This window comes from Burkholderia sp. Bp9016, from assembly GCF_003857765.1.
Lineage (GTDB): Bacteria > Pseudomonadota > Gammaproteobacteria > Burkholderiales > Burkholderiaceae > Burkholderia.
Genome location: NZ_QTPY01000002.1, coordinates 1 through 22197, shown reverse-complemented (window position 1 = coordinate 22197; position 22197 = coordinate 1). Strand labels below are relative to the sequence as shown.

The following is a 22197-nucleotide window of genomic DNA, read 5'->3' as shown; positions in this document are numbered from 1 at the left end:
CGCACCGCTATGCCGGCAGCGGTGCGCCCGGCGCCGTGCGGCCCGCCGCGCTCGCCGTGCCGGCATCCGCACCGATCCCCGACGCTTGTTCGACCCGCGCTCAAGCCCGGATTGACATGAAAAGGGGCGCGAACACCGGCCCGCCATCGGTCGAGCCAATTTTCGATATACGGGCCAACATATAGGGAAAACCCTTAATTCGAGATATAATCATCGGGTAGAAGAAAGGTCGAATCATGCCCGAACGTTTCCAATCCCTTGAAAAATTTGTGTTTTCCCTGATCGTGATGTCCGCGGTCGTCTGCTCCGCATTCCTCGCGTACGAGCGTCACCCCGAGATCAAGATCGCGCTGCACGAAGGCGAAGCGCTGATGCGCGAAAGCGCCAAGTATTCGGCCATCTGCTCGCCGTCGAAGGTCGATCCTTGCGTCGAGATGTCCGCGTACTGATACGCGCATCGAAATCCGTTTCAGACGCGTCCGGCCGCTTTGGCAGCCGGCGTTCGTTCGCGTAGCGCACCCGGGGAATCCGCAACCTGGTCGCAAGACTGCGCGGATGCACGCGCGCTGATCGACGCGCCGAGTCGTCGGCACCCGCGACCCCGAATCCAGCCGGCCCCGCTTCGAGCAATCGAGCGGGGCCGTTCTGTCTGCGCGGTCGAAACGATCGCCGCTTCCCGAATGCATCACACGACGTTACGCGGCTCGCCCGCCGCAAAGGCGGCGACGTTGTCGACGAGCTGGTCGGCCAGCGCCTGCATCGCCTCGTCGCTCGCCCATCCGACATGCGGCGTCAGGATGAAGGCCGGATGCGACAGAATCGCGTGAAACGGATGCGCGGCCGGCAGCGGCTCCTGCGTGAGCACGTCGAACCCCGCGCCCGAGATCTGCCCCGACTGCAGCGCGTCGACCAGCGCGCTTTCATCCACGATTCCGCCGCGCGCGGTATTGATCAGCAACGGGCGGCGCGCCATCCGTGCGAAGGCGCGTGCGTCGATCAGGTTGCGCGTGGCCGGCGTGAGCGGGCAGTGCAGCGTGATCGCGTCGCTGTCGTGCAGCAGCGCGTCGAGCGGCACGTGATCGTCTCCCCGCGCGTCGCCGTGCGCGGCAAACAGCACGCGCATGTCGAGCGCGCGCGCGATGCCGGCCACCGCGCGGCCAAGCACGCCGTCGCCGACGATCCCGAGCGTCGAGCCGGCCAGGTCGCGAATCGGGTGATCGAAGAAGCAGAACTGTCCGCTGTCGAGCCAGCGTCCCGCCCGCACCGCGTCGCGATAGGCGACGAGGCTGCGCCGCAGCGCGAAGATCAGCGCGAACGTGTGCTCGGGCACGGTGCGCACCGCATACCCGCGAATGTTGCTGACGACGATGCCGCGCGCCGCGCATGCATCGAGATCGACGATGTCGGTGCCGGTGGCCGCGATCGCGATCATCTTCAGGTGTGGCGCATCGGCGAGTGCCGCCGCGTCGAGCCGGACCTTGTTGGTGACGACGATGTCCGCGTCGCCGATGCGTTCGGCCACCTCGAACGCGGCCGTCCGTTCGAACGTATGGAGCACGTGCGGAAACGGCAACGGCTTCAACACGGTCTGCGGCGACAGCGTCGCGCGGTCGAGAAACACGATCTTCGCGGGAGAAGAGCTGGAAAACATGGCGGGCCTCGCTGACGGGCGCCCGGCGGGCGCGCAACGGCAACGATTCTGCCAACGGCGCGCGCGGCCCGGCTTGACCGTTGCGCGAGTGCGCTTTCCCGGATGGAAAGGCCGATGCAACGTACGTCGTATCGTCACGCCTGCCAGCCTTTCCGTCCGGGAAAGGCTGGTTGAGCATCGATCGATTTTCGCCGGGCGCGAACGCCGTCATGATCGCCGTCATCGACAACACGATTTCATCGGAGACAGTCATGACGAGACCCCTGGACGGCATCCGCGTGCTGGAACTCGGCCAACTGATCGCCGGGCCGTTCGCGGGCCGGATGCTCGCGGAATTCGGCGCGGACGTGATCAAGGTCGAGCCGCCCGGCGTCGGCGACCCGTTGCGCAAATGGCGGCTGCTGCACGAAGGCACGTCGGTCTGGTGGGCCGCGCAGTCGCGCAACAAGCGCTCGCTCGCGCTCGACCTGCGTACCGCCGAAGGGCAGGACGTCGTGCGCCGCCTCGTCGCCGAAACCGACGTGCTGATCGAGAACTTCCGGCCAGGCACGCTCGAAGGCTGGGGGCTCGGCTGGGACACGCTGTCCGCCATCAACCCGGGACTCGTGATGCTGCGCGTGTCCGGCTTCGGGCAAACCGGCCCGTACCGCGACCGGCCCGGTTTCGGCGTGATCGCCGAGGCGATGGGCGGCCTGCGGCACCTGACCGGCGAGCCCGGCCGTACGCCGGTGCGTGTGGGCGTGTCGCTCGGCGATTCGCTGTCGGCGCTGCACGGCGTGATCGGCGTGCTGCTCGCGCTGCGGCATCGCGAACAGCAGGGCGGCCAGGGGCAGGTCGTCGACGTTGCGCTGTACGAGTCGGTCTTCAACATGATGGAAAGCCTGCTGCCCGAATACTCGGCGTTCGGCGCGGTGCGCGAGGCGGCCGGCAGCAGCCTGCCCGGCATCGCACCGACCAACGCGTACCGGTGCCGCGACGGCAAGTACGCGCTGATCGCCGGCAACGGCGACAGCATCTTCCGGCGCCTGATGGCGCTGATCGCGCGCCCCGACCTCGGCAACGATCCCGCGCTCGCGCACAACGACGGCCGCGTCGCTCAGGTCGCGCGCATCGACGCGGCGATCGGCGAATGGAGCGCGCAGCGTGATCTCGACGACGTGCTGGCCGCGCTGAACGAAGCGCGCATTCCGTCCGGACGCATCTACGACGTCGCCGACATCGCGGCCGACCCGCATTACCGCGCGCGCGACATGATCGTCGACGCCGCGTTGCCCGACGGCACGCCGGTGCTCGTGCCGGGCATCGTGCCGAAACTGGGCGCGACGCCGGGACACATCGAGCGTGCGGCGCCCGCGCTCGGCGCGCATACCGATGCCGTACTCGAATCGATCGGCATCGATGCCGCGACGCGCGACGACTGGCGCACGCGCGGCGTGATCTGAACGGCCCCCCAGGAGCGACGACATGCGCACACAACCCCGACGACTCTACATCCACGAAGTCGCGACACGCGACGGTTTCCAGAACGAAGCGGCCTTCGTCGACACCGACGACAAGATCGCGCTCGTCGATGCGCTGAGCGCATGCGGCTACGCGAAGATCGAAGTCACGTCGTTCACGTCGCCGAAGGCGATTCCCGCACTGCGCGATGCCGAGGCCGTGATGCACGGCATCGTGCGCGCGCCGGGCGTCGTCTATACGGTGCTCGTGCCGAACTTGCGCGGCGCGGAGCGCGCGCTGTCGTGCGGCGTCGACGAAGTGAACCTCGTGATGTCGATGAGCGAGAGCCACAACCGCGCGAACCTGCGAATGACCCGCGAACAGTCGTTCGCGCAGTTGCGCGACGTGATCGACACGGTGCGCGGCACGGGCGTCGCGATCAACGTGTCGCTGTCGACCGCGATGGGTTGCCCGATGGAGGGCGACGTGCGCGCGGAAACCGTGCTCGCATGGATGCAGCGGTTCGCCGATCTCGGCGTGCACGGCTTCACGCTGTGCGATACGACCGGCATGGCGTTTCCGTCGCAGGTACGCGATCTCGGCCAACGCGCACGCGAGCGCTTCGGCGTGTTGCAGCTCACGCTGCACTTTCACAACACGCGCGGGATGGCGCTCGCCAACACGCTCGCCGCGCTCGATGCGGGCATCGACCGCTTCGACGCCTCGCTCGGCGGGCTCGGCGGATGCCCGTACGCACCGGGCGCGACCGGCAACGCGTGCACCGAAGAGCTTGTGCACATGCTCGCGCTCGACGGCTACGATACCGGCATCGACCTCGCAGCCGTGCTTGCCGCGGCCGCGCGGCTGCCCGAACTGATCGGGCACGACGTGCCGAGCCAGATCCTGAAGGCGGGGCGGCGCGGGGATCTTCACCCGGCGCCGCGCGCCGAAGCCGGCGACATGCCGGCGCAGCGGGCTTTCTCATGAACAGGAGCGAATCACATGGCGCTGATTGACCACCTCGACCACCTCGTGCTGACCTGCGTCGATCCGGAACGGACGAAGCACTTCTACACCGAGGTGCTGCAGATGCAGCTCGAAACCTTCGGCGCGGGGCGGCTCGCGTTCCGTTTCGGCAACCAGAAGATCAACCTGCACGTGCGCGGCGCGGAGTTCGAGCCGAAGGCGCACGTGCCGGTGCCGGGCGCGCTCGACCTGTGCTTCATCGCGTCGGTGCCGCTCGACGACGTGATCGCGCATCTGCGGCGCGTCGCATGGCCGATCGTCGAAGGGCCCGTCGAGCGCACCGGTGCGACACGGAAAATCCGCTCGGTGTACGTGCGCGATCCGGACCTGAACCTGATCGAGATCTCGGAGCCGATCTGACGGAGCAGGGTGGCGCGGCGCTTCCCCGCGCCTGTCCACGCGTCCATGCACTGTCCACCACGCGGCACCGTAGTCCCTCGCCGAAAGCGGACAGGCGCGCACCCTGCTCGCCGATTCCGGATAGTCGGGCCCGCCCGCGCTGCGGATAATGAAACGACGGCGTCGGCCTGTCCGCCGCCTTCTCGGCGGGCTCCGCGCAGGACCCGCGCATCCGCAATCCGACCAGGTGCTTCCCGAATGACGATCCTCTATCGCGGCATGGACCGCGCGGCACTCGACGCCGCCTACCTGAACACGAAGGCCATTCCCGATTTCCCGGCGGTGCTCGCGTCCAGCCAGGCACGCAGCGCAGCGCTGTACGACGCGACACCCGGCAGCCGCGACCTGCGTTACGGCCCGCGTCCCGCGCAGCGCTTCGACTGGCTGCACTGCGGCCGGCCCGACGCACCGCTGTTCGTGTTCATTCACGGCGGCTACTGGCAACACTGCGCGAAAGAGGATTTCGCGTACGCCTCGGCCGGCCCGCTCGCACGCGGCTTCGACGTCGTGCTCGCCGAATACACGCTCGCGCCGGCCGCATCGATGACCGATATCGTCGCTGAAATCGGCGCGTTGCTCGATCATCTCGCGGCCGATCCGGACGGCATCGGCACCGCCGGCAGGCCGCTCCACCTGAGCGGCCATTCGGCGGGCGGCCACCTGACGGCCGTGCATCGCGCACATCCGGCCGTCGTGTCGGCGCTCGCGATCAGCCCGCTCGTCGATCTCGAACCGATCTCGCTGTGCGTGCTCGACGACAAGCTGACGCTCACCGCGCACGAAATCGCCGCGTACAGCCCGCTGCACCATGTCGAGCCTGGTGCGCCGACCGTCGTCGCGGTCGGCGCGGCCGAGCTGCCCGAGCTCGTGCGGCAAGCGCATGAATACGCCGACGCATGCGAAGCAGCCGGCGAACACGTTGCGCGCGCATGGTTGCCCGGCATGCGGCATTTCTCGGTGCTCGACGATCTCGCGAAGCCGGACGGCGCGATGCTCGCGGCATTGCAGGCGCTGACGTCGCGCTGACCGGGCCATTTCACAGCCGCACGGCCGCACGGCCGCGCGTATGATCGGCATCAGGCCGATCCGGCACCGACCGCGCGCGCCGCACGGCTTTCCCCCAGGACCCACGACATGGTGAACCCGCTTCATTTCGATCTGCAGTCGCTGCGCGTGTTCGCGCTCGTCGCCGAGCACGGTAGCCTGACCAAGGCGGCGGAACATGGCCAGCTCACGCTGTCCGCGGTCAGCAAGCGCATTGCGGAGCTCGAGAGCGTGACGGGCAGTGCGCTGTTCGTCCGACACGCGCGCGGCGTCGAACTGACACCCGCGGGCCGCGCGCTGCTCGACCATGCGGCGAAGGTGATCGAGCAGGTCAACCGGATGGCGCACGAGATGAGCGACTACGTCGCCGGCGTGCGCGGCCATATCCACGTGTGGACCAACACGTCGGCCATCGTCCAGTTCCTGCCGGCCGATCTCGCCGCGTTCCTCACCGGCAATCCGGGCATCAAGGTCAGTCTCGAAGAGCGGCTGAGCCATGAGATCGTCGACGCGCTCGCGTCCGGCAAGGCCGATCTTGGCGTGTTCGCCGACAACGTGCCGGCGCCGGGCATCGAACGCCGGCTGTACCGGCGCGACGAACTCGTGCTGCTCGTGCCGCGCGGACATCGCTTCGCTGCGCACGACAGCATCCGCTTCGCGGATACGCTCGATGAAGACTACGTCGGCCTGAGCGACGGCAGTTCGCTGCTCGCGCGGATGACCGACGCCGCGTTCGCGGCCGAACGCTCGCTGAAGCTGCGCATCCAGGTATCGAATTTCGACGGCGTGAGCCGGATGATCGAGGCCGGGCTCGGAATCGGCGTGCTGCCGCGCGACGCGGTGACCAGCGAGCGCGCAGCGCGGCTCGGGGTCGTGACGCTCGACGATGCGTGGGCGATGCGCACGCTTTGGGTCGGCGTGAAGGCCGGCACCGTGCTGACCACCGATATCGCAAAGCTGTTCGATTTCATGTCGGCGCGCTGAACGCGCCTCAACCGCGACGCGCGAGGCAAGCATCGGCACGCCCCGCGCGGTTGTCGCATTTCACCGGGCATTACACCGGGTTGATGTCGTCCTGGCTGCGCCGCGTGGTCAGCGGCCCGAGCACGCGCAGCGTGACCGCGACGATGCCGAGCGCAATCGAGATCACGCCGAACATCGCACCCGCGCCGTAACCGGCGAGCACCGGCAGCAGCATGAACGGCAGCGCGCCGCTGACGATGCGCGACAGCGCATAGGTGCTGCCGATCGCCGTCGAGCGCACGCGCGCCGGAAAGATTTCGGCCTGGTACACGTGATACGCATTGCTGAACACGTTCGACGCGCAGGTCGTCAGCAAGCCGAAGCAGACGATCAGCGCCGTATTGCCCGAATATGCGAAGCCCAGCCCGAATGCGGCGATCGACAGGATCGACACGATCACGAGCGTGCGGCGCTCGATCCAGTTCAGCAGCGGAATCGACAGCAGCGAGCCGACCGGATAACCGATGAACGACAGTGCGATGAACAGCGTGCTGTCCGTCACGTCGAAACCGCGGCTCTTGACAACCGTGCCCGCGAGCGTGCCGAACCCGTAATAGCCGAAGCCCTGGAACAGATGGAACACCGCGAGCATCAGATAGCGCTTGCCGTACGGCCGACGGCGCAGCAACGCAATGCGCTCGCCGATGCCCAGCGGCCGCTGCGGTTCAGCCGATTCGGCAAACTGCTCGGGTGCGTGTACGCCGGCGCTTTGCGCGAAGCGCCGCGCCGCGGCATGTGCTTCCGCCGTGCGGCCTTGAGCGAGCAGCCAGCGCGGGCTTTCCGGCAACCGGTGCTGGATCAGCAGCACGTACACGGCGCCGAGGCTGCCGATCGCGAGGATGATGCGCCAGCCGGCCACGCCCGCAACATGCAGCGGGTTGAGCCACAGCGCGAGAAAGCCGACCAGCGGCACCGCGACGTAGGAGGTCGTGTAGGCCCACGCGGCGAGCCGCCCGCGCTTTTCCTTCGGCAGGATTTCGGACAGGAAGCTGTCGGCGACCGGATAGATCGCGCCGACGCCGATGCCCGTCAGGAACCGGCATGCGACCAGCATGTCGGCGTTCACCGAGAATGCGCCGACCAGCGAAAACGCGCTGTACCAGACGAGCGTCATCAGGAACGCCTTGCGGCGGCCTATCCGGTCGGCGAGGCTGCCCAGGCAGATCGCGCCGACGAACATCCCGATGAACGCGGACGCGAGCAGCAGCTTGAAATCGGCGCTTTCCCGGCTCAGTCCGTATTCATGCTGCAACGCGGTGCCGATCGTGCTGACGAGGAAGATCTCGTACATGTCGAAGAACAGCCCGATGCCGATCACCCACACGACGAACCTGTGCAATGCGCCGACCGGCAGGTCGTCCATGAATTCGCCGAGCGTGATGCCGCGGGCGGGAAGGAGCGCCGCATCGGCGCCGGCCCGGCCCGCGGACGATCTTGCGGACGCGGGTCCGCCCGCATTGCCGCCGAGGTCGAGGGATTGGCTGTTCATCGTGTCTCCTGATTATCGATATGCCGCGGCGCAGCGCCCGGCCGTTCGCGGCCGGCATCACGGGCCCGGTCGCGCGATGCGACGGCGGGGCTCGCACGGCCCGTGAAAGGCCGAATGCGCGGGCTGCGCCGATCGTCCGAAACATGGTCGGCGAATTCGCGTGGCTCGATAATTGCGGATGCCTCAAGCATCCTTTCCTGCTCAGAAAGGCTGCGAAACGCCCACGGGGCGGGCGTCCGATGCGGGCCCGGCCACCGGGCGAGCGTCGGGGCAGGGAAAACCATGAGGCGTTGAAGTCGAACGGCTGCGGCCGACTATCACGGCGCGCGGCGACATTCCACATCAGTACGGCGGAAGGCGCCGGCGCGGCGCACCTCATCGCGCGTATTCGTCTGCCCGTTGGCGAAAGACGTGCAGCGACCGGCGTGCGCCATCCGGGTTCATGGCGATGCGCACGGATCAGCGTGTTCGGCAGCCGCCTTTGCGTCCGCCTGTTCATGCCGCACCGTATCCGACGCGACGGCCTGCAGGCTTGCCGCCATGTCCGGCGCGATGCCGAGCTGCGCGGCCGCTTGCTCGCGCGCCCCCAACGTGCGGACGTCGACGCCGCTGATCTGCTGGAACAGCACGAGCGCGCTCAGATACGCGCCGAGCACGCCCGGATGCAGATAGTCGGGCCGCGAGATCGGCGGGTCGTTCTGCGCGCGAATGCCGTACCACAGCAGCGGCGCGACGGGCGGCGCATACGGATCGGCGGCGGCGACGCCCGTCGCCCACGCACGCTGCCACGCGCGTCCGACAGGTGCGACGGCGACGATCGACGAATCGGTCCGGCGTGCGCCTTCGTACGCATCGCGATACGCGGCGACGATCGCGGCGAGACGCTCGACGTAGCGTGCGTGAAAGCCGTCGCTGTTGGGATCTCCGGCGAGCGCTCGCGCGAGATCGGCGCGCGGCCAGGTTTCGTACAGATAGACGCGTGCATGCGGCGCTGCCGCCCGAATGCCGCGCGCCAGCTTCGCGACGCTGGCGCAGAAGCCGGCCGGATCGCTGGCGCGGCTGTGCGTGAGCGCGAACGGCAGCGGCTTCGCGCTCAGTTCCTGCAGCACGATCGCATCCCAGGCGGGGCGGTCGATCACGTCCGATGCGACGCGGTCGTGTTTCGCGAGGCTCGTCGCCGACATCGCCTCGAGATGAACCTCATAGTCGAGCCCGGCTTCGAGCGCGAAGCGCGCGACGATGCCCGGAATGCCACCCCACGGGCCCGGTTCGCGTTCCGCGCGCGCGCCGGTTTGCCCGTAGTTTTCATCGACGACCGACGCGTCGCCGGCGATCGCCGCTTCGCCGGTACTCATCGCGCCGTACGAACGCACGGGCGTGTAGCGGCCGTGCGTGAGGCTGTCGCCGACAAACAGGATGCGTTGCGCCGTGCGAGCGTCGCGCACCGGTGAAGCCGCGATCGCCGGCGCGGCGCACAGCAGCGCCGCGGCGCATGCGAGCACACGCCGCGCAAGGAAGAAGGACGAGGGTGCGGCGGGTATTTCGCTCATCGCGAGGTTCCGGAGAGACGCGTGGCGCAAGTATTTCACGAAGCGCTCCGACCGGGCGGATCAGGTATCGCGGTACGGGTGCGGTGGCCGGCCCGCCGGTCTTTCCGCCGCCGGCAAAGCCGACATGTACGTTCGCTCACGCCTCGATGCGATGCAGGTATCCGTCGCCACGCGCGGCAACGACAGCCGGTCGCGCGATCCCCTTTCTCGACATGCCGGCGACCAGGGAGAGCCGCGCATATCGCATGCGCGGCCAACGATGCCCATATCGGACCGGCCGGTGCTTTGCGTGCGGACATGCCGCGAACGCACCGGCCCGCGCATCATTTCAGTTCCGGATTCTGCTGCGTCGCACACGTGCGCAGCGCGGTGACGACGTCCGTCTTGCCCAGCTTCTCGAACAGATCGGCCATCTCCATCTGAGCGACGGGGTCGCCCTCGCGTGCCGCACGCCAGCGCAGCGACGCGATCATCCCGCGCATGCGCTCGCCGGGCGTATCGCCGTCGTAGCCCGACATCGCCTGAAGCACGTCCGCGAGCTTGTTGTATCCGGCCGGCACATGATGCACGAGCAGCCACGCGATCGCCGGCTGCGCGCCTTCCCAGTCCTCGTCCTCCAGCGAACTGTTCACCAGACGCGCGGCCGCGCGCCAGGAACCGAGCGACGCGGCCTTCGCATACGCCTTGTCGGCGTCGCGGCCGCGCGGCGACGGCGCTGCGTCGAACGCCGCCTGTGCATCGGCCGACGGCGGCGGCAACGCGAGCTTCGTGCAGCGGAACTCACCCGTATCGGGCGCGTTGCCGGGCAGTTCGGCCCATCGCACCTGGTCCTTCAGTGTGCGCTCGAGCGTCGGCCGCACGTCGCTTTCCTTGATCGACGCGAACACCCAGTCGGCACGAACGTGACGGGCGGCGTCCCAGTCGTCCTCGGCGACGGCGTGTTGCGCGAATATCAGGCAGCCGGCCATGCAGCCGATCCGGAACATCTTGCGGGGGAACGTTTTCATGGTTGCTTCCAGTTTCAATGCGCCGCGATGACGAACGCGGTGAGCGCGATCGGGAACAGGGCCAAACCGAGGAGACCGATCGCACCATCGGCCGCCATCGTGATCGGCGACAGCGCGAGCTTCGCGCCCTGGCCGAGCACCGACGGCCGCTCGATCACCTTGACGTTGTATGCATGATTGAACGCCTGCGGGATCGACGACGGCGTGACGTCGTTCGGCTGGTAACGCTTGCCGCTGATCGTGCCGCTTTCCGTCAGCTCGTAGCCCCGGTCCTTGAAGCCGTCGGCAAGCGCGCGCTCGCGGAGTTCGGAGCCGGCCGGTGCATCTTCGCGCGAGAGCTGCAACACGTAACGCCCGGTGATCGTGTCGCCGTGCGTCTCGAAATCGTCGAAATCGGTATACAGCTTGGGGCGATAGGGCGCCGTGAGGTTGACGGCAAGGGCCGGCGGCACATCGAAAATGTAGTGATAGCGCGTGCCGAGCACGACGAGTTTCTTCCCGTCCGCGCTGATCAGAAACGCCGAGAGCGTTTCCCGGTATTCCGGATCCTTCATCACGTGATTGGTGACGGGACCGAAGTTGGTGCAGCCGGCGAGCACACCGGACGCCGCCACGGCGGGCAGCACGAGAAATGTTCTTCTTTTCATGAGTTGTCTTCGTATTGTTCGTGATGCCGTGAAACCGCTTGATGTCGGGCGAAGCGTTCGGCGAACGCTGCGCGCTGACGGCCTTGGATGCGGTTTCCCGGTCCGCTATTCTACGAGGAAACCGGAAGCGCGATACCTGCCGCCGCCGCGGCAGGTGCGTGCTTCGGCAGCCCACCGGAGGCAACCGACGATGAATCACCCGACCGACAACCGGACGCTGTTGCGCACGCTCGGCATCCGCGTCCCGATCATCCAGGCGCCGATGGCCGGCGTCAGCACGCCAGTGCTGGCGGCGGCCGTGTCGAACGCGGGCGGCCTCGGCTCGCTGGGCGTCGGCGCAACGAACGCCGACGGTGCGCGCAAGATGATTCGCGACACGCGCGCGCTCACCGACCGGCCGTTCAACATCAACCTGTTCTGCCACCAGCCGGCCGTCGCCGACGCCGCCGTCGAGCGCGCATGGCTCGACTGGCTCGCGCCCGCGTTTCGCGAACAGGGGGCGACGCCGCCCGCGGCGCTGTCGGAGATCTACACGAGCTTCGTCGCGGACGACGCGATGCTCGCGATGCTGCTCGATGAAAAACCCGCCGTCGTCAGCTTTCATTTCGGGTTGCCGTCCGATGAGGCGATCGCCACGTTGAAGCGCGCGGGCACCACGCTGTTCGCGGCCGCGACGAATCTCGACGAAGCCCGGCAGATTGCCGCGGCCGGCATCGACGCGATCGTCGCGCAGGGCATCGAGGCCGGCGGGCACCGCGGCGTGTTCGACTCGACGGCTCACGACGACCGGCTCGGCACGTTCGCGCTGACGCGCCTGATCGTGCACGAATGCGCGCTGCCGGTGATCGCGGCAGGCGGCATCATGGACGGCGACGGCGTTGCCGCCGCGCTCGCGCTCGGCGCGCAGGCCGCACAGCTCGGCACGGCCTTCGTCGCCTGCCCGGAGACTTCGATCGACGACGGCTATCGTCGCGCGATCCTCGGCGACGCCGCACGGCGCACGACGTTCACGAGCGCGATTTCCGGCCGTATCGCGCGCGGCCTCGCGAACCGCCTGACCGCGCTCGGCGACGATCCGGACGCGCCGGCCACGCCGGCCTATCCGATCGCCTACGACGCGGGCAAGGCGCTGCATGCGGCCGCGAAAGCAAAAGGCGAGTTCGGCTACGGCGCGCAATGGGCCGGGCAGGCCGCGCCGCTCGTCCGGTCGCTGCCGGCCGCCGAACTGTTCGCGACGCTCGAGCGCGAAACGCGCGCGGCCATCGCGCGGTTGCAGCACGTACTGGACTGATTTCCAGATATACGCGGCCACACGCATCCGGCGCCGCAAAATTGCAATGCTCTGTATCTGCGCGCCGTGCGGATACAGAGCGATACAACGCATCGACATGCGTCTGCTATAACGCAGGCATGACCTCTCGAGGAGCGCGTCATGTCTGCCACGTGGTTCAAAGGGTCCTGCCATTGCGGGGCCGTCAGATTCGAAGTCCGTACCGAGCTTGCGCCGGCGGCTCGCTGCAACTGCAGCCTCTGCCGCCGCCGAGGTGCGCTGATGAGCCCGATGTTCCCCGCGAGCGACCTGAAAATCGTCGCAGGCGAGGGCGCGCTCACGCTCTACCGCTTCAACACGCGCACGGCCCGTCACTATTTCTGCAGCCGCTGCGGCGTCTATCCGTTCCACCAGACGCGCAAGGATCCCGGATGCTGGCGCGTCAATCTCGGCTGCCTCGACGGTGTCGATCCGTATGCGTTCGACGCGTCGGTCGCCGACGGCGCGAGTCTTTCCGTCGTGGAGGACGCATGAAGCGCTGGCTGATGATCCCGCGGTTTGCCGCCGGCGGCCGCGCGACCGAAATCGCGTATCCGGTGCAGTGTTCGCTGCTGTCGGTGAGCCGACAGCGAAGCGGCGCGCGAAACTGACACCGAGCGGACGTCCAGGTTCGCGCATCTTCTTGATCGGCAACGATAGTCTTGCTTCCGATAAGATCGCACGCGACATATAATGCGTTCATCTGCGACCGATCGCGCGTCGATGGAGGACGTTCATGAAACCGACCGAAGCACAATCGCCTGCCACGCCGAAGCTGTCCGAGTTTCTGTGTTTTGCGATCTATTCGACGAACCTTGCGTTCGGCAAGGCGTACAAACCGATCCTCGAAGAACTCGGCCTCACGTATACGCAATACATCACCATCATTGCACTGTGGGAAGAGGGCAATCAGACGGTCGGGCAACTCGGCGCAAAGCTGTTCCTCGAATCGAACACGCTGACGCCGATCCTGAAGAAGCTCGAGGCGATGGGCTATCTGGAGCGGCATCGCGATCCGTCGGACGAGCGCCAGGTGCTCGTGAGCCTGACGAAAAGCGGCCGCCGCGTGCGCGAGAAAGGGCTCGACATGAACCTGATCGAAGCGACCGGCCTGAAACCCGACGAATTCGCGAAGATGCAGAAGGCGATCGTCACGCTGCGCGGCAATCTGATCGACTCGGTCAACGAATAGGCGAACAGACGCAGGTTCGATATCCGGCCGGCGAAGCGGCTTTCGCCGGCCACCGTCATCTCCGGATTTACCAAGCCTGTCAGGCCGTCAGCGGCCGATGCACCCCGTCGGTCAAGGTCGCTTCTCCGGCTCACTCGCCGCGGTTGCCGTGCTCCCGAGCACCAGCAAATGCATGTCGCGGCGCGTGACGAAGCCGAGTGCCAGATAGCGCTCGATCGCGACGCGGTTCGACGCGAGCACGTGCAGAAACGGCGTTTCCCCGCGTGCGCGGCAGGTTGCGATCAACGACCGAATCAATCCCGCCGCGAGCCCCTGACCACGGAACGCGGGATCCACGCACACGGCACTGATCTCCACATGCCCGCCGGCCTTCAGCCGCTGACCGCTCATTGCCACGAGCCGGCCCTCCCTGCGAACACCGATATAGCCGCCGAATTCGATCGTGCGCGGGCCGAACGGGCCCGGTTCCGTCGCCGCGATCAGCTCGAGCATCTCCGGCACGTCGGCCTCGGTCAGCGGGACATGCTCGAAAGGACGCGCGTCGTCGAGCGCTCCCTGCCAGACCATCTGATGCAGCACCGCGCGCCAGACCACGGAAAAGCCGGCCGGCGTCGGGATTTCGTCCGGCGTGACGAGCGCCGCAGGCCCATGTGCTTCGATCAAGCCACGCAATGCGTCGAAGGCGGCCGCGCTGCGCTCGGCCATGCCGGCAAACGGCGCGACCGTCGGGAGAAACCGCAACGCGCGATCGCCGCCCAGCGCCAAACGGCGCTGCGCGCCGGCGAGTGCGTTCCATACCGCGTTGTCGAGCGGGTGCTGCGTGTCTGCTGCAGGTCCTGTCGTTGCTTTCAGCATCGCCGGTTCCTCGAGTGAAGGCTGTCCGTCGCACAGCATAGACGGGATCGTCTATGCCGACAGCACACCAACAAAGCCGCGCACGATTACATCGCATGCGCTTGATGTGATGGACGCTGCCACCGGCTTCGGCGTGATGCTCAATGTCCGAAGTAGATCGAGCGCTCGGCCGTGCGGATCGTGCCGTGACTGCCGGATTGCGTCGCGCTGTCGGCGTTGCGGCCGTAGCCGGATGCCTGCGGGTCGGTCACCGTCGCATCGGTGTCGCGAATCCGCTTCAGCGCGGCCCGCAGATTGTCCGGATAGTTCGGATCGTTCGCGCGGCCCGGCGCATCGCCGGCCGCCTCGAGCTGCACGAGTTCGGCGCGCACTTGTGCACGCGTCACGCCGGATTCGTTGGCTAAGGCCGGTGCAGCCACGGCAGCGGACACGGCGACGAGAAGGGCAGCGATCAATCGGGTTTTCATCATTTACCTCGACAAGAGAATGGAATGACATGCGCAAGGGCGGCACGCCGCCCGACGACACGCTCAGGCAACGCGGATCTCGACGTCGATGTTGCCGCGCGTCGCCTTCGAATACGGGCAGGTCTGATGTGCGGTATCGACGATGTGCTGCACGACGTCACGGTCGAGCCCCGGCACGCTCACGTTCAGGCGCGCCTGCAGGAAGTACGCGTTGCCGCCCGTGCCAAGATCCACTTCGGCATCGACCGCGAGATCGGCCGGCAGCGTCACCTTCGCCGCGCGCGCCGCAAGCTTCATCGCGCCGATGAAGCAGGCCGACCAGCCGGCTGCGAACAGTTGTTCCGGGTTGGTGCCGATGCCCGCGCTGCCCGGCGACGACAACTGGATGTCGAGGCGGCCGTCGGAACTGCGCGCGGCGCCGTCGCGACCACCGGAAGTCGTATGCGTCTTGCCCGTGTACAGCACTTTTTCGATCTTGCTCATCGTTCACTCCATCAGGTTCAAAAGTTTGTCCAGGATGCGATTCGATCGCATGCGATGCAGTTTGGTCGACGCGCTTCAGCACGTCAAGCGCATTCGATTAAATCGCATACGATATTTTTTTATTTCAATGTATCTGAAACGCACAGCGCCTTTTCCAACAAGGCTTTTCGACGATCGAGCCCTGATAATCGGGGCGCGGGAAGATGACCGGTTCCGGGCATGCGGTGGAGAAGGGCGATTCACCCACCCAGACTTTCCATAAAGCGAACAAACTCATTGTCATTATTTCGCTTTCTACAAAGCACCGTCTCTTCTAACCTTGCCGCACCCGATCGCAAGGCGGGGCGCCCACGGCCCGCGCTTGCCCGGACAACGAGCACAATCGAAACGGAGACCTCACGTGTCGCGCGTCAGCCCTGTTGCAACGGCCACGGATTCCCGGCGGACCGGAACCCTCGCGAACCTGCGATCCATCTTCAGCGGATCGGTAGGCAACCTCATCGAGTATTACGACTGGTACGTCTATTCGGCGTTTTCGCTGTACTTCGCGAAGGCGTTCTTTCCGAACGGCAACCTGACCGTACAGTTGCTGAATACGGCGGCCATCTTTGCCGTCGGCTTCATCATGCGCCCGATTGGCGGCTGGCTCGTCGGCATGTACGCGGATCGCAAAGGGCGCAAGGCCGCGCTGCTCGTCTCGGTGCTGGCCATGTGTGCCGGCTCGCTGATCATCGGCCTGACGCCCGGCTACGCGACCATCGGCATCGCCGCGCCCGTGCTGCTGGTCATGGCTCGCCTGCTGCAAGGGTTGAGCCTCGGCGGCGAATACGCCAGTTCGGCAACGTACCTGAGCGAAATGGCCGACCCGTCCAGCCGCGGTTTCTATTCGAGCTTCCTGTTCGCGACTCTGTCGCTCGGCCAGTTGCTCGCGATGGGCGTCCTGGTGGTGCTGCAACAGTTTTTCCTGACCACCGCGCAACTCGAAAGCTGGGGCTGGCGCATACCGTTCCTGCTCGGATCGCTGCTCGCCTGCAGCGCGATCTTCCTGCGCAGCAACATGGAGGAAACGGCATCGTTCGAGCAACATCGCCGAAGCAAGCGTCGCCACGCATCGATCGCGGACCTGTTTCGCCACAAGCGCGAATGCCTGATCGTGGCCGGCCTGACGCTGGGCGGCACCGTTGCGTTTTATGCGTACACGACGTACATGCAGAAATTCCTCGTCAACAGCGCGGGGATGAGCAAGGCCAACGCATCGATGGTTTCCGTGCTCAGCCTGCTGGCGTTCGTCGTGATGCAGCCGATCTTCGGCAGCCTGTCCGATCGCATCGGCCGCCGCCCGCTGCTCATCGCGTTCGGCGTACTCGGCACGCTCTGCACCGTGCCGATTTTCCGGGCCCTCAGCGGCGTCCAGACGACCGGCGGCGCACTCGCGCTGATCATCGTCGCACTCCTGATCGTCAGCCTGTATTCGTCCGTCAGTGCCGTTGCGAAGGCCGAGCTGTTCCCGGTCGGCGTGCGTGCACTGGGCGTGGGATTGCCGTACGCGATTACGGTGTCGCTGTTCGGCGGAACCGCCGAATACGTCGCGCTGTGGATGAAGAGCATCGGACACGAAGCGTGGTTCTTCTATTACGTGTCGGCCTGCGTGCTCGTTTCGCTGCTGTGCTACCTGTGGATGCCCGATCCCAAGCGCGTGTCGCGCATCGACGAAGCGTGACGATCGCACGCATCTGCCGGGCCGCCCGCGCGTAACGCCGGGCGGCCCGGCACCTGTCAGCGGAAATCCGCGTGCTGCCGCACCAGCGACAACATCGACGGAATCAGTCCGCGCACGTCGCCGCGACGCCACTGGAACGCATACGGAAGCGGCGCCAGCGGCGGCTCGCTCGCCAGCTCCACGAGGTCGCCGCCCAACCGCGCGCGTGCCCAGTCGACCGGCAGGAAGCCGATGCCGACGCCTTCGCGCAACATGCCGGCCACCGCACTCCAGTTGTTGCACGCGATCCTGCGAGCGTGATTGATGCCGCACGCCAGCAGCCAGTCGTCGAGAATGCGCGTCACGCCCGAACCGGACGGCAGCAGCACCAGCGCGTGGCTGGCGATCAGCGCCGGCGTCAGCACGCGCTCGCTACCGACCAGCGCGTCGGCCGCCATCCACGCGAACCGCGCTTCCGCGACCGGCTGCGACAGCACGCTGCCGCGCGACGAGCGGCCCGCGATGACCGCGAAATCCAGTTCGCCCGCGTCGACTTTCTCCTCGAGCGCCGCCCCCACGTCGACATACGGCTCCAGCGCCAGCTTCGGATGCTGCTTCTGGACGGCCGCCACGAAACGCGGCAGCCACGTCAACGCAGACAGCTCGCCGACCCCGAAGCGCAGCCGGCCGCTCAGTCCTTCGTCCCGTGCCACCGAGTCCTGCAGCGCAGCGACGGACTCCAGCACGCGCACCACGGCCGGCAACAACGCCTCGCCGTCGTCGGTCAGCACGGCCCGATGCCCGCTCCGGTCGAACAGCGTGCGCTCGACGACCTGCTCCAGTTCGTTGATGCGCTTGGACAACGACGACACCGACAGATGCAGCCGTTGCGCCGCGGTCGAGAAGTTTGCGCACGTCGCAGCCCAGTAGAACGCATCGAGTTGCTTGAGAGTCGGAGTCGCCATTGTCTTTCGCTTTTATCGAACAAATTCATTGGAAGATTATCGCTTTTTATGAACCTCGCGCGTACCTAAAATTCCCGCATCGATTCGATAACAGGCCGCTGAAATGACCCCGTCCGCATCCTCCCATCCCGCAACAAGCCGCCCGCAGGCCGATACGCGTACGCCGCGCGTACTGCGCAACATGCTGAGTCTTCACGATTTCGAGGCTGCGGCACGCCGCGTGCTGCCGCGCCCGATCTTCGGCTATGTCAGCGGCGCGGCGGAAGACAACCGCACGCGCGACGACAACCGTGCCGTTTTCGACGAGTACGGATTTGCCACGCGCGTGCTGCGCAACGTGTCGCAACGGCAGCAGGCGGTCGAGCTGTTCGGACGGCGCTATGCGTCGCCGTTCGGCATCGCGCCGATGGGTATCCATGCGCTGTCGGCCTATCGCGGCGATATCGTGCTTGCGCGCGCCGCGCAGCGTGCGGGCATCGCGTCGATCATGAGCGGCTCGTCGCTCATCCCGCTGGAGGAGGTGGCCGCCGCCGCGCCGGGCACGTGGTTCCAGGCGTACCTGCCCGGCGATGCCGGGCGCATCACCGCATTGCTCGAACGTGTCGCGCGCGCCGGCTACCGGACGCTCGTGATTACGGTCGACATTCCCGTGTCCGCCAATCGCGAGAACAACGCGCGCACCGGCTTCAGTACGCCTCTGCGCCCCAGCCCGCGGCTGTTCTGGGACGGTATCACGCGCCCGCGCTGGCTCGCGGGCACCTTCGCACGGACGCTTCTCGCGCACGGCATGCCGCATTTCGAAAATTCCTTTGCGACACGCGGCGCGCCGATCCTGTCGTCGTCGGTGCTGCGGGATTTCTCCGCGCGCGACCATCTCGATTGGGGACACCTCGCGCGGATCCGGCAGGAGTGGAAGGGCGAGTTGGTGATCAAGGGCATCCTCAGTGTGGAAGACGCCGTCATCGCGCGCGACGTGGGCGCGGACGGGATCATCCTGTCCAACCATGGCGGCCGCCAGCTGGACGGCGCCGTGTCGCCGATGCGAATCCTGCCCGACGTCGTCCGCGCGCTCGGCGCCGATTATCCGGTGATGATCGACAGCGGCTTTCGGCGCGGATCGGACGTGCTGAAGGCGGTCGCCATGGGCGCACGGATGGTATTCGTCGGGCGGCCGTTCAATTACGCGGCGGCGGTGGCCGGCGAGGCGGGCGTGCTGCACGCGATCGGCCTGTTGCGCGACGAAGTGGACCGGAACATGGCGATGCTGGGCGTCGATCGATGCAGCCGTTTGACGCAGGACGTGTTGATCCGGAAAGTCTGATTCGTAAAATAATGCATCTATCGGGATAACTTTTCTTATCACAATAGATCGATTTTTTATAAAAACTCGCGCATGCGAAAACGCGGCCGGGTTCGTTTCGACATGCCTCGCAGCATGACGGGCGATCGGCATCAGGGCAGGGGGATCGCTGCACGGATGTCCTTCGCGCGTCATTGCAGGCGTTTGGAACGTGACCGCCATCCGCATGGCTTCGCGGCCGGTCATGAAGGTACGAGTCACATGTCTTTTCCAGGACGCCTGCGTGACACCGACACCGGAACTTCCCGCCCCTGATTCATGGCGGCGGCAGCGCGATCGCTGCCGCCCGTGCGGCCAACGTGCCGTCATTGACGAGTCAGTTGCCGGTCTTGACCTCAATGCGTCGCGGGCGAGCCTCGTCGCGGCGCGGGATCGTCAGCTTCAGCACGCCGTCCTGGAGGCTCGCGTCGATCTTTGACGTATCGAAGTCCGGCGACAGCGTGAACGTCCGGGCGAAGTGCGGTTCGCGGACCTCGGCATGCTGCAGCCGCAGCGTTGCCGGCGTCGGCACAACCGCCTCGGCCTCGATCGAGAGGCGGCTGTCGTGAACTCTGACGTCCAGCTTGTCCTTCGTCACACCGGGTAGGTCGGCCCACAGCGTGACGCCCTGGCTGTCCTCGTAAATGTCGACGGCCGGGGTGAGTGTGATCCGGCGGGGCTGTTCAGTGTCGCGACGCGCGGCGGTGGCGCGGTCGCGTTCAGCCAGTTGGGTCATGTCGGTCATGATCGGCTCCTCGGGTTACTGGACAGTGATGGCGCGCGGCCTGGACGATTCGCGCTTGCCGATACTGATCGACAGGCAGCCATTGTCGTAGCGCGCCTGAACCTTGTCGGGATCGGCAGTGTCGGGCAGTTCGATGACCCGCCGGAAGGTGCCGGCGAAGCGCTCCTGCGTATAGGTGCGCGTCTCGCCACCCGTGTCGGGTTGTGTCGATTTGCGTTCGCCGCTGATGATCAGCAGGCCCTTGTCGACCGATACGTCGAGTTCGGTGACGTCGAGGCCTGGGGCGAAGGCGACAATCTCGATCGACTCGTCGGTCGCACCGATATTGATCTGAGGAAACGCGCCGAAACGGCCGGCGCGGATGCTTGACGGGAAACCGCCGAAAAGCTGCGCCATCTGCTGCAGCCGGTCAAGCTCGCTGAAGAGGTCGGTTCCGAAGTAAAGATCGCTCATGATCGTATCCTCCTTGAGTGCAGCCGGGGGGCGAACGGGCCTACGCGCTCCAGTTCGCCTGCCAGACTGCTGGCAAACAAATCGAAACACGCAGCGTGCGGAATGAAGCGACTCGCACGTCTGCCTGAGCGAAACTCAAGATAGGAGCTCTACGGAAAATTTCAAGAGGTGCCGGCGAATTCCTGCACTTGAAATTTTGAAGCTGGCGCCCATCATCGAAGTGGTTCGAAACGGCATGCGGAGGACGCCATGGAATTCGACACGGACTGGCTTACGCTGGGCAGGCATCGTATCCGGCTGCGCTCGACGAAGGGTTTTCCGACCGAGACGATGCGCACCGTCGTGGAGGTCGTCAGGCTCGCGATCGACAACAACATGAGTGCGCGGGCGCGACTCGTCGAGGTCGTCTGTCGGCAGGAAAAGACCTACGAGGCGCTGGTCGGCACGACGATGACGGAGGACAAGATCTGTGCACCGCAACTTGAAGCAGCGGTCGCGGTCGTGCTGGGTCTGTTACCTGAGCAGATCAACATCACGGTCACCCACGTCACGCAGAACGAGGTCGATCTGCACTTTGGCGTGTATGAGCGAATGTTGTCGGAAAAGCTGGGGGCGGTACCGCCGATCCAATGAGCGATCGGTCCGGCGCATTGCCGTGCGGCCCGTGCTTCAACACCAGAGCAGCCTGCGGGCCGTCGGCTACGTCCTGAATGACCTTGAATCGGTCCAGCTCGCGCATCGTCATCGTGATCCGCTCCGTTGCAGCCATCGCAGCCTCCGGCGCCGGACACCCGGCGGCCGGTCAGCTTACGCGGTCCGAAAGCGGACATTTCTATGTAGCCAAAAGCGGACATTTCTATCTAGCCACTACAACCAATGTCATACCCGGATTCAGATGTCCACCTTCCAGCCATTTGGAAATGTCCGGTTTTAAGGTTGGTTTTGCTGCGTCTTTTTCCTCGTTTTGAGCGTTACACAGTGTCGAAGGTCGGCGCCTGAACGGGCAGGGCGCTCACGGTTGTTTCTCCAGCCTTTGCAGACCGACGGCCAGGTTTGGTTGGCGGCTTTGCGGTTTGCCGACGCTGCGCCAGATCCACGATCACATGCTCGACGTCGGCCTGCGTGATCTCGCGTTGCTTCTTCTTGCCCGCTTGCGGTTCGTTTCGGTCGGTCCGGGTTGAGTCGCCTCGATGTGTTCGAGACGGAGCTTTGCCGATTCGACTGTTATCGCGTTGCGCCTGAAGGGCTTGCGCGACCTGCAGCACATGACTCAAGCGCTTGTGCTCGACGACGGCACCTTGATCGATTTCGGCCAGGCGATCGTATTGCCGGCAGCGCAACACACGATCGTCAGCCCGGAGTTCGATCCGCCCATCCGGGTACTCCCAGACCTCGATCTGGCGGTCGATCAGCT

At 66.2% G+C, this 22197-nt stretch carries 23 protein-coding genes and 1 pseudogene; 12 read left to right on the top strand and 12 right to left on the bottom strand.

Annotation, left to right across the window (positions count from 1 at the left end; translation table 11 throughout):
• Positions 1–236: 236 nt before the first annotated feature.
• Positions 237–449: a hypothetical protein gene (locus tag DIE13_RS02550; RefSeq protein WP_096505276.1), complete on the top strand. Its 213-nt coding sequence runs from the start codon at positions 237–239 to the stop codon at positions 447–449.
• Positions 450–685: 236 nt separating this feature from the next.
• Here DIE13_RS02550 and DIE13_RS02545 read toward each other — a convergent pair whose 3' ends face one another.
• On the bottom strand, positions 686–1651 hold the full coding sequence (locus DIE13_RS02545; protein WP_124825689.1) for a D-2-hydroxyacid dehydrogenase: 966 nt from the start codon (positions 1649–1651) through the stop codon (positions 686–688).
• 251 nt (positions 1652–1902) lie between these two features.
• On the opposite strand from DIE13_RS02545, the gene DIE13_RS02540 reads away from it, so the two are divergent.
• The 5 genes from DIE13_RS02540 to DIE13_RS02520 all read left to right on the top strand — a co-directional run bounded on the left by DIE13_RS02540 (position 1903) and on the right by DIE13_RS02520 (position 6544).
• Positions 1903–3093: a CaiB/BaiF CoA-transferase family protein gene (locus tag DIE13_RS02540; RefSeq protein WP_124825688.1), complete on the top strand. Its 1191-nt coding sequence runs from the start codon at positions 1903–1905 to the stop codon at positions 3091–3093.
• 22 nt (positions 3094–3115) lie between these two features.
• Positions 3116–4078, top strand: coding sequence for a hydroxymethylglutaryl-CoA lyase (locus DIE13_RS02535; RefSeq protein ID WP_124825687.1), 963 nt, complete (start codon positions 3116–3118; stop codon positions 4076–4078).
• Positions 4079–4093: 15 nt separating this feature from the next.
• Positions 4094–4477 carry a VOC family protein gene (locus DIE13_RS02530; protein WP_124825686.1) on the top strand — a complete coding sequence of 128 codons (384 nt, stop codon included), beginning with the start codon at positions 4094–4096 and terminating at the stop codon, positions 4475–4477.
• Between the two features lie 237 nt (positions 4478–4714).
• Entirely contained in the window at positions 4715–5542 is an 828-nt protein-coding gene (locus DIE13_RS02525; protein ID WP_124825685.1) for an alpha/beta hydrolase, read from the top strand.
• A 108-nt stretch (positions 5543–5650) separates the two neighbouring features.
• A complete protein-coding gene (locus DIE13_RS02520) occupies positions 5651–6544 on the top strand; it encodes a LysR family transcriptional regulator (RefSeq protein WP_124825684.1) in 894 nt (297 codons plus the stop codon).
• Positions 6545–6614: 70 nt separating this feature from the next.
• On the opposite strand, the gene DIE13_RS02515 is transcribed toward DIE13_RS02520, so the two are convergent.
• The 4 genes from DIE13_RS02515 to DIE13_RS02500 all read right to left on the bottom strand — a co-directional run bounded on the left by DIE13_RS02515 (position 6615) and on the right by DIE13_RS02500 (position 11276).
• The gene (locus tag DIE13_RS02515) at positions 6615–8072 is read right to left on the bottom strand and encodes an MFS transporter (RefSeq protein WP_124825683.1); all 1458 of its coding nucleotides are present in this window, start codon (positions 8070–8072) and stop codon (positions 6615–6617) included.
• 440 nt (positions 8073–8512) lie between these two features.
• Entirely contained in the window at positions 8513–9622 is a 1110-nt protein-coding gene (locus DIE13_RS02510; protein ID WP_124825682.1) for a hypothetical protein, read from the bottom strand.
• A gap of 323 nt (positions 9623–9945) precedes the next feature.
• Positions 9946–10629, bottom strand: a complete 684-nt coding sequence (locus DIE13_RS02505; RefSeq protein ID WP_124825681.1) for a hypothetical protein — start codon at positions 10627–10629, stop codon at positions 9946–9948.
• A gap of 14 nt (positions 10630–10643) precedes the next feature.
• Positions 10644–11276, bottom strand: a complete 633-nt coding sequence (locus DIE13_RS02500; RefSeq protein ID WP_124825680.1) for a 5-formyltetrahydrofolate cyclo-ligase — start codon at positions 11274–11276, stop codon at positions 10644–10646.
• A 190-nt stretch (positions 11277–11466) separates the two neighbouring features.
• Here DIE13_RS02500 and DIE13_RS02495 point away from each other — a divergent pair, with 190 nt between their 5' ends.
• From DIE13_RS02495 to DIE13_RS02485, 3 genes are all read left to right on the top strand, one after another.
• Positions 11467–12567 carry a nitronate monooxygenase family protein gene (locus tag DIE13_RS02495; protein WP_124825679.1) on the top strand — a complete coding sequence of 367 codons (1101 nt, stop codon included), beginning with the start codon at positions 11467–11469 and terminating at the stop codon, positions 12565–12567.
• Positions 12568–12708: 141 nt separating this feature from the next.
• Positions 12709–13080, top strand: coding sequence for a GFA family protein (locus tag DIE13_RS02490; protein WP_124825678.1), 372 nt, complete (start codon positions 12709–12711; stop codon positions 13078–13080).
• A gap of 241 nt (positions 13081–13321) precedes the next feature.
• Complete coding sequence (locus DIE13_RS02485; RefSeq protein ID WP_124825677.1) at positions 13322–13777, top strand: MarR family winged helix-turn-helix transcriptional regulator; 456 nt, start codon at positions 13322–13324, stop codon at positions 13775–13777.
• A 111-nt stretch (positions 13778–13888) separates the two neighbouring features.
• Here DIE13_RS02485 and DIE13_RS02480 read toward each other — a convergent pair whose 3' ends face one another.
• The 3 genes from DIE13_RS02480 to DIE13_RS02470 form a co-directional block, all read right to left on the bottom strand.
• Positions 13889–14632 (bottom strand): GNAT family N-acetyltransferase, encoded by a 744-nt coding sequence (locus DIE13_RS02480; protein WP_124825676.1) that lies wholly within the window; start codon positions 14630–14632, stop codon positions 13889–13891.
• Between the two features lie 140 nt (positions 14633–14772).
• Entirely contained in the window at positions 14773–15099 is a 327-nt protein-coding gene (locus DIE13_RS02475) for a DUF4148 domain-containing protein (RefSeq protein ID WP_124825675.1), read from the bottom strand.
• Between the two features lie 63 nt (positions 15100–15162).
• Positions 15163–15582 carry an organic hydroperoxide resistance protein gene (locus DIE13_RS02470; protein WP_124825674.1) on the bottom strand — a complete coding sequence of 140 codons (420 nt, stop codon included), beginning with the start codon at positions 15580–15582 and terminating at the stop codon, positions 15163–15165.
• 400 nt (positions 15583–15982) lie between these two features.
• On the opposite strand from DIE13_RS02470, the gene DIE13_RS02465 reads away from it, so the two are divergent.
• The gene (locus DIE13_RS02465; RefSeq protein WP_124825673.1) at positions 15983–17302 is read left to right on the top strand and encodes an MFS transporter; all 1320 of its coding nucleotides are present in this window, start codon (positions 15983–15985) and stop codon (positions 17300–17302) included.
• A 56-nt stretch (positions 17303–17358) separates the two neighbouring features.
• Here the strand turns inward: DIE13_RS02465 and DIE13_RS02460 are convergent, their stop codons facing one another.
• The gene (locus DIE13_RS02460) at positions 17359–18246 is read right to left on the bottom strand and encodes a LysR family transcriptional regulator (RefSeq protein WP_124825672.1); all 888 of its coding nucleotides are present in this window, start codon (positions 18244–18246) and stop codon (positions 17359–17361) included.
• A 103-nt stretch (positions 18247–18349) separates the two neighbouring features.
• Here DIE13_RS02460 and DIE13_RS02455 point away from each other — a divergent pair, with 103 nt between their 5' ends.
• Entirely contained in the window at positions 18350–19567 is a 1218-nt protein-coding gene (locus tag DIE13_RS02455) for an alpha-hydroxy acid oxidase (protein ID WP_124825671.1), read from the top strand.
• 355 nt (positions 19568–19922) lie between these two features.
• On the opposite strand, the gene DIE13_RS02450 is transcribed toward DIE13_RS02455, so the two are convergent.
• Entirely contained in the window at positions 19923–20330 is a 408-nt protein-coding gene (locus DIE13_RS02450; RefSeq protein ID WP_124825670.1) for an Hsp20/alpha crystallin family protein, read from the bottom strand.
• Positions 20331–20345: 15 nt separating this feature from the next.
• Positions 20346–20783: an Hsp20/alpha crystallin family protein gene (locus tag DIE13_RS02445; RefSeq protein WP_124825669.1), complete on the bottom strand. Its 438-nt coding sequence runs from the start codon at positions 20781–20783 to the stop codon at positions 20346–20348.
• Positions 20784–21032: 249 nt separating this feature from the next.
• Between DIE13_RS02445 and DIE13_RS02440 the strand changes: the two genes are divergently transcribed.
• Entirely contained in the window at positions 21033–21416 is a 384-nt protein-coding gene (locus DIE13_RS02440) for a hypothetical protein (protein ID WP_124825668.1), read from the top strand.
• A 338-nt stretch (positions 21417–21754) separates the two neighbouring features.
• On the opposite strand, the pseudogene DIE13_RS02430 reads toward DIE13_RS02440, so the two are convergent.
• Positions 21755–22197 (bottom strand): annotated as a pseudogene (locus tag DIE13_RS02430) (ISNCY family transposase); the annotation flags it as partial.

Bases quoted from the DNA above. Each gene is read 5' to 3' on its own strand.
- DIE13_RS02550 (WP_096505276.1), top strand. From the start codon at position 237: ATGCCCGAACGTTTCCAATCCCTTGAAAAATTTGTGTTTTCCCTGATC.
- DIE13_RS02545 (WP_124825689.1), bottom strand. From the start codon at position 1,651: ATGTTTTCCAGCTCTTCTCCCGCGAAGATCGTGTTTCTCGACCGCGCG.
- DIE13_RS02540 (WP_124825688.1), top strand. From the start codon at position 1,903: ATGACGAGACCCCTGGACGGCATCCGCGTGCTGGAACTCGGCCAACTG.
- DIE13_RS02535 (WP_124825687.1), top strand. From the start codon at position 3,116: ATGCGCACACAACCCCGACGACTCTACATCCACGAAGTCGCGACACGC.
- DIE13_RS02530 (WP_124825686.1), top strand. From the start codon at position 4,094: ATGGCGCTGATTGACCACCTCGACCACCTCGTGCTGACCTGCGTCGAT.
- DIE13_RS02525 (WP_124825685.1), top strand. From the start codon at position 4,715: ATGACGATCCTCTATCGCGGCATGGACCGCGCGGCACTCGACGCCGCC.
- DIE13_RS02520 (WP_124825684.1), top strand. From the start codon at position 5,651: ATGGTGAACCCGCTTCATTTCGATCTGCAGTCGCTGCGCGTGTTCGCG.
- DIE13_RS02515 (WP_124825683.1), bottom strand. From the start codon at position 8,072: ATGAACAGCCAATCCCTCGACCTCGGCGGCAATGCGGGCGGACCCGCG.
- DIE13_RS02510 (WP_124825682.1), bottom strand. From the start codon at position 9,622: ATGAGCGAAATACCCGCCGCACCCTCGTCCTTCTTCCTTGCGCGGCGT.
- DIE13_RS02505 (WP_124825681.1), bottom strand. From the start codon at position 10,629: ATGAAAACGTTCCCCCGCAAGATGTTCCGGATCGGCTGCATGGCCGGC.
- DIE13_RS02500 (WP_124825680.1), bottom strand. From the start codon at position 11,276: ATGAAAAGAAGAACATTTCTCGTGCTGCCCGCCGTGGCGGCGTCCGGT.
- DIE13_RS02495 (WP_124825679.1), top strand. From the start codon at position 11,467: ATGAATCACCCGACCGACAACCGGACGCTGTTGCGCACGCTCGGCATC.
- DIE13_RS02490 (WP_124825678.1), top strand. From the start codon at position 12,709: ATGTCTGCCACGTGGTTCAAAGGGTCCTGCCATTGCGGGGCCGTCAGA.
- DIE13_RS02485 (WP_124825677.1), top strand. From the start codon at position 13,322: ATGAAACCGACCGAAGCACAATCGCCTGCCACGCCGAAGCTGTCCGAG.
- DIE13_RS02480 (WP_124825676.1), bottom strand. From the start codon at position 14,632: ATGCTGAAAGCAACGACAGGACCTGCAGCAGACACGCAGCACCCGCTC.
- DIE13_RS02475 (WP_124825675.1), bottom strand. From the start codon at position 15,099: ATGAAAACCCGATTGATCGCTGCCCTTCTCGTCGCCGTGTCCGCTGCC.
- DIE13_RS02470 (WP_124825674.1), bottom strand. From the start codon at position 15,582: ATGAGCAAGATCGAAAAAGTGCTGTACACGGGCAAGACGCATACGACT.
- DIE13_RS02460 (WP_124825672.1), bottom strand. From the start codon at position 18,246: ATGGCGACTCCGACTCTCAAGCAACTCGATGCGTTCTACTGGGCTGCG.
- DIE13_RS02455 (WP_124825671.1), top strand. From the start codon at position 18,350: ATGACCCCGTCCGCATCCTCCCATCCCGCAACAAGCCGCCCGCAGGCC.
- DIE13_RS02450 (WP_124825670.1), bottom strand. From the start codon at position 20,330: ATGACCGACATGACCCAACTGGCTGAACGCGACCGCGCCACCGCCGCG.
- DIE13_RS02445 (WP_124825669.1), bottom strand. From the start codon at position 20,783: ATGAGCGATCTTTACTTCGGAACCGACCTCTTCAGCGAGCTTGACCGG.
- DIE13_RS02440 (WP_124825668.1), top strand. From the start codon at position 21,033: ATGGAATTCGACACGGACTGGCTTACGCTGGGCAGGCATCGTATCCGG.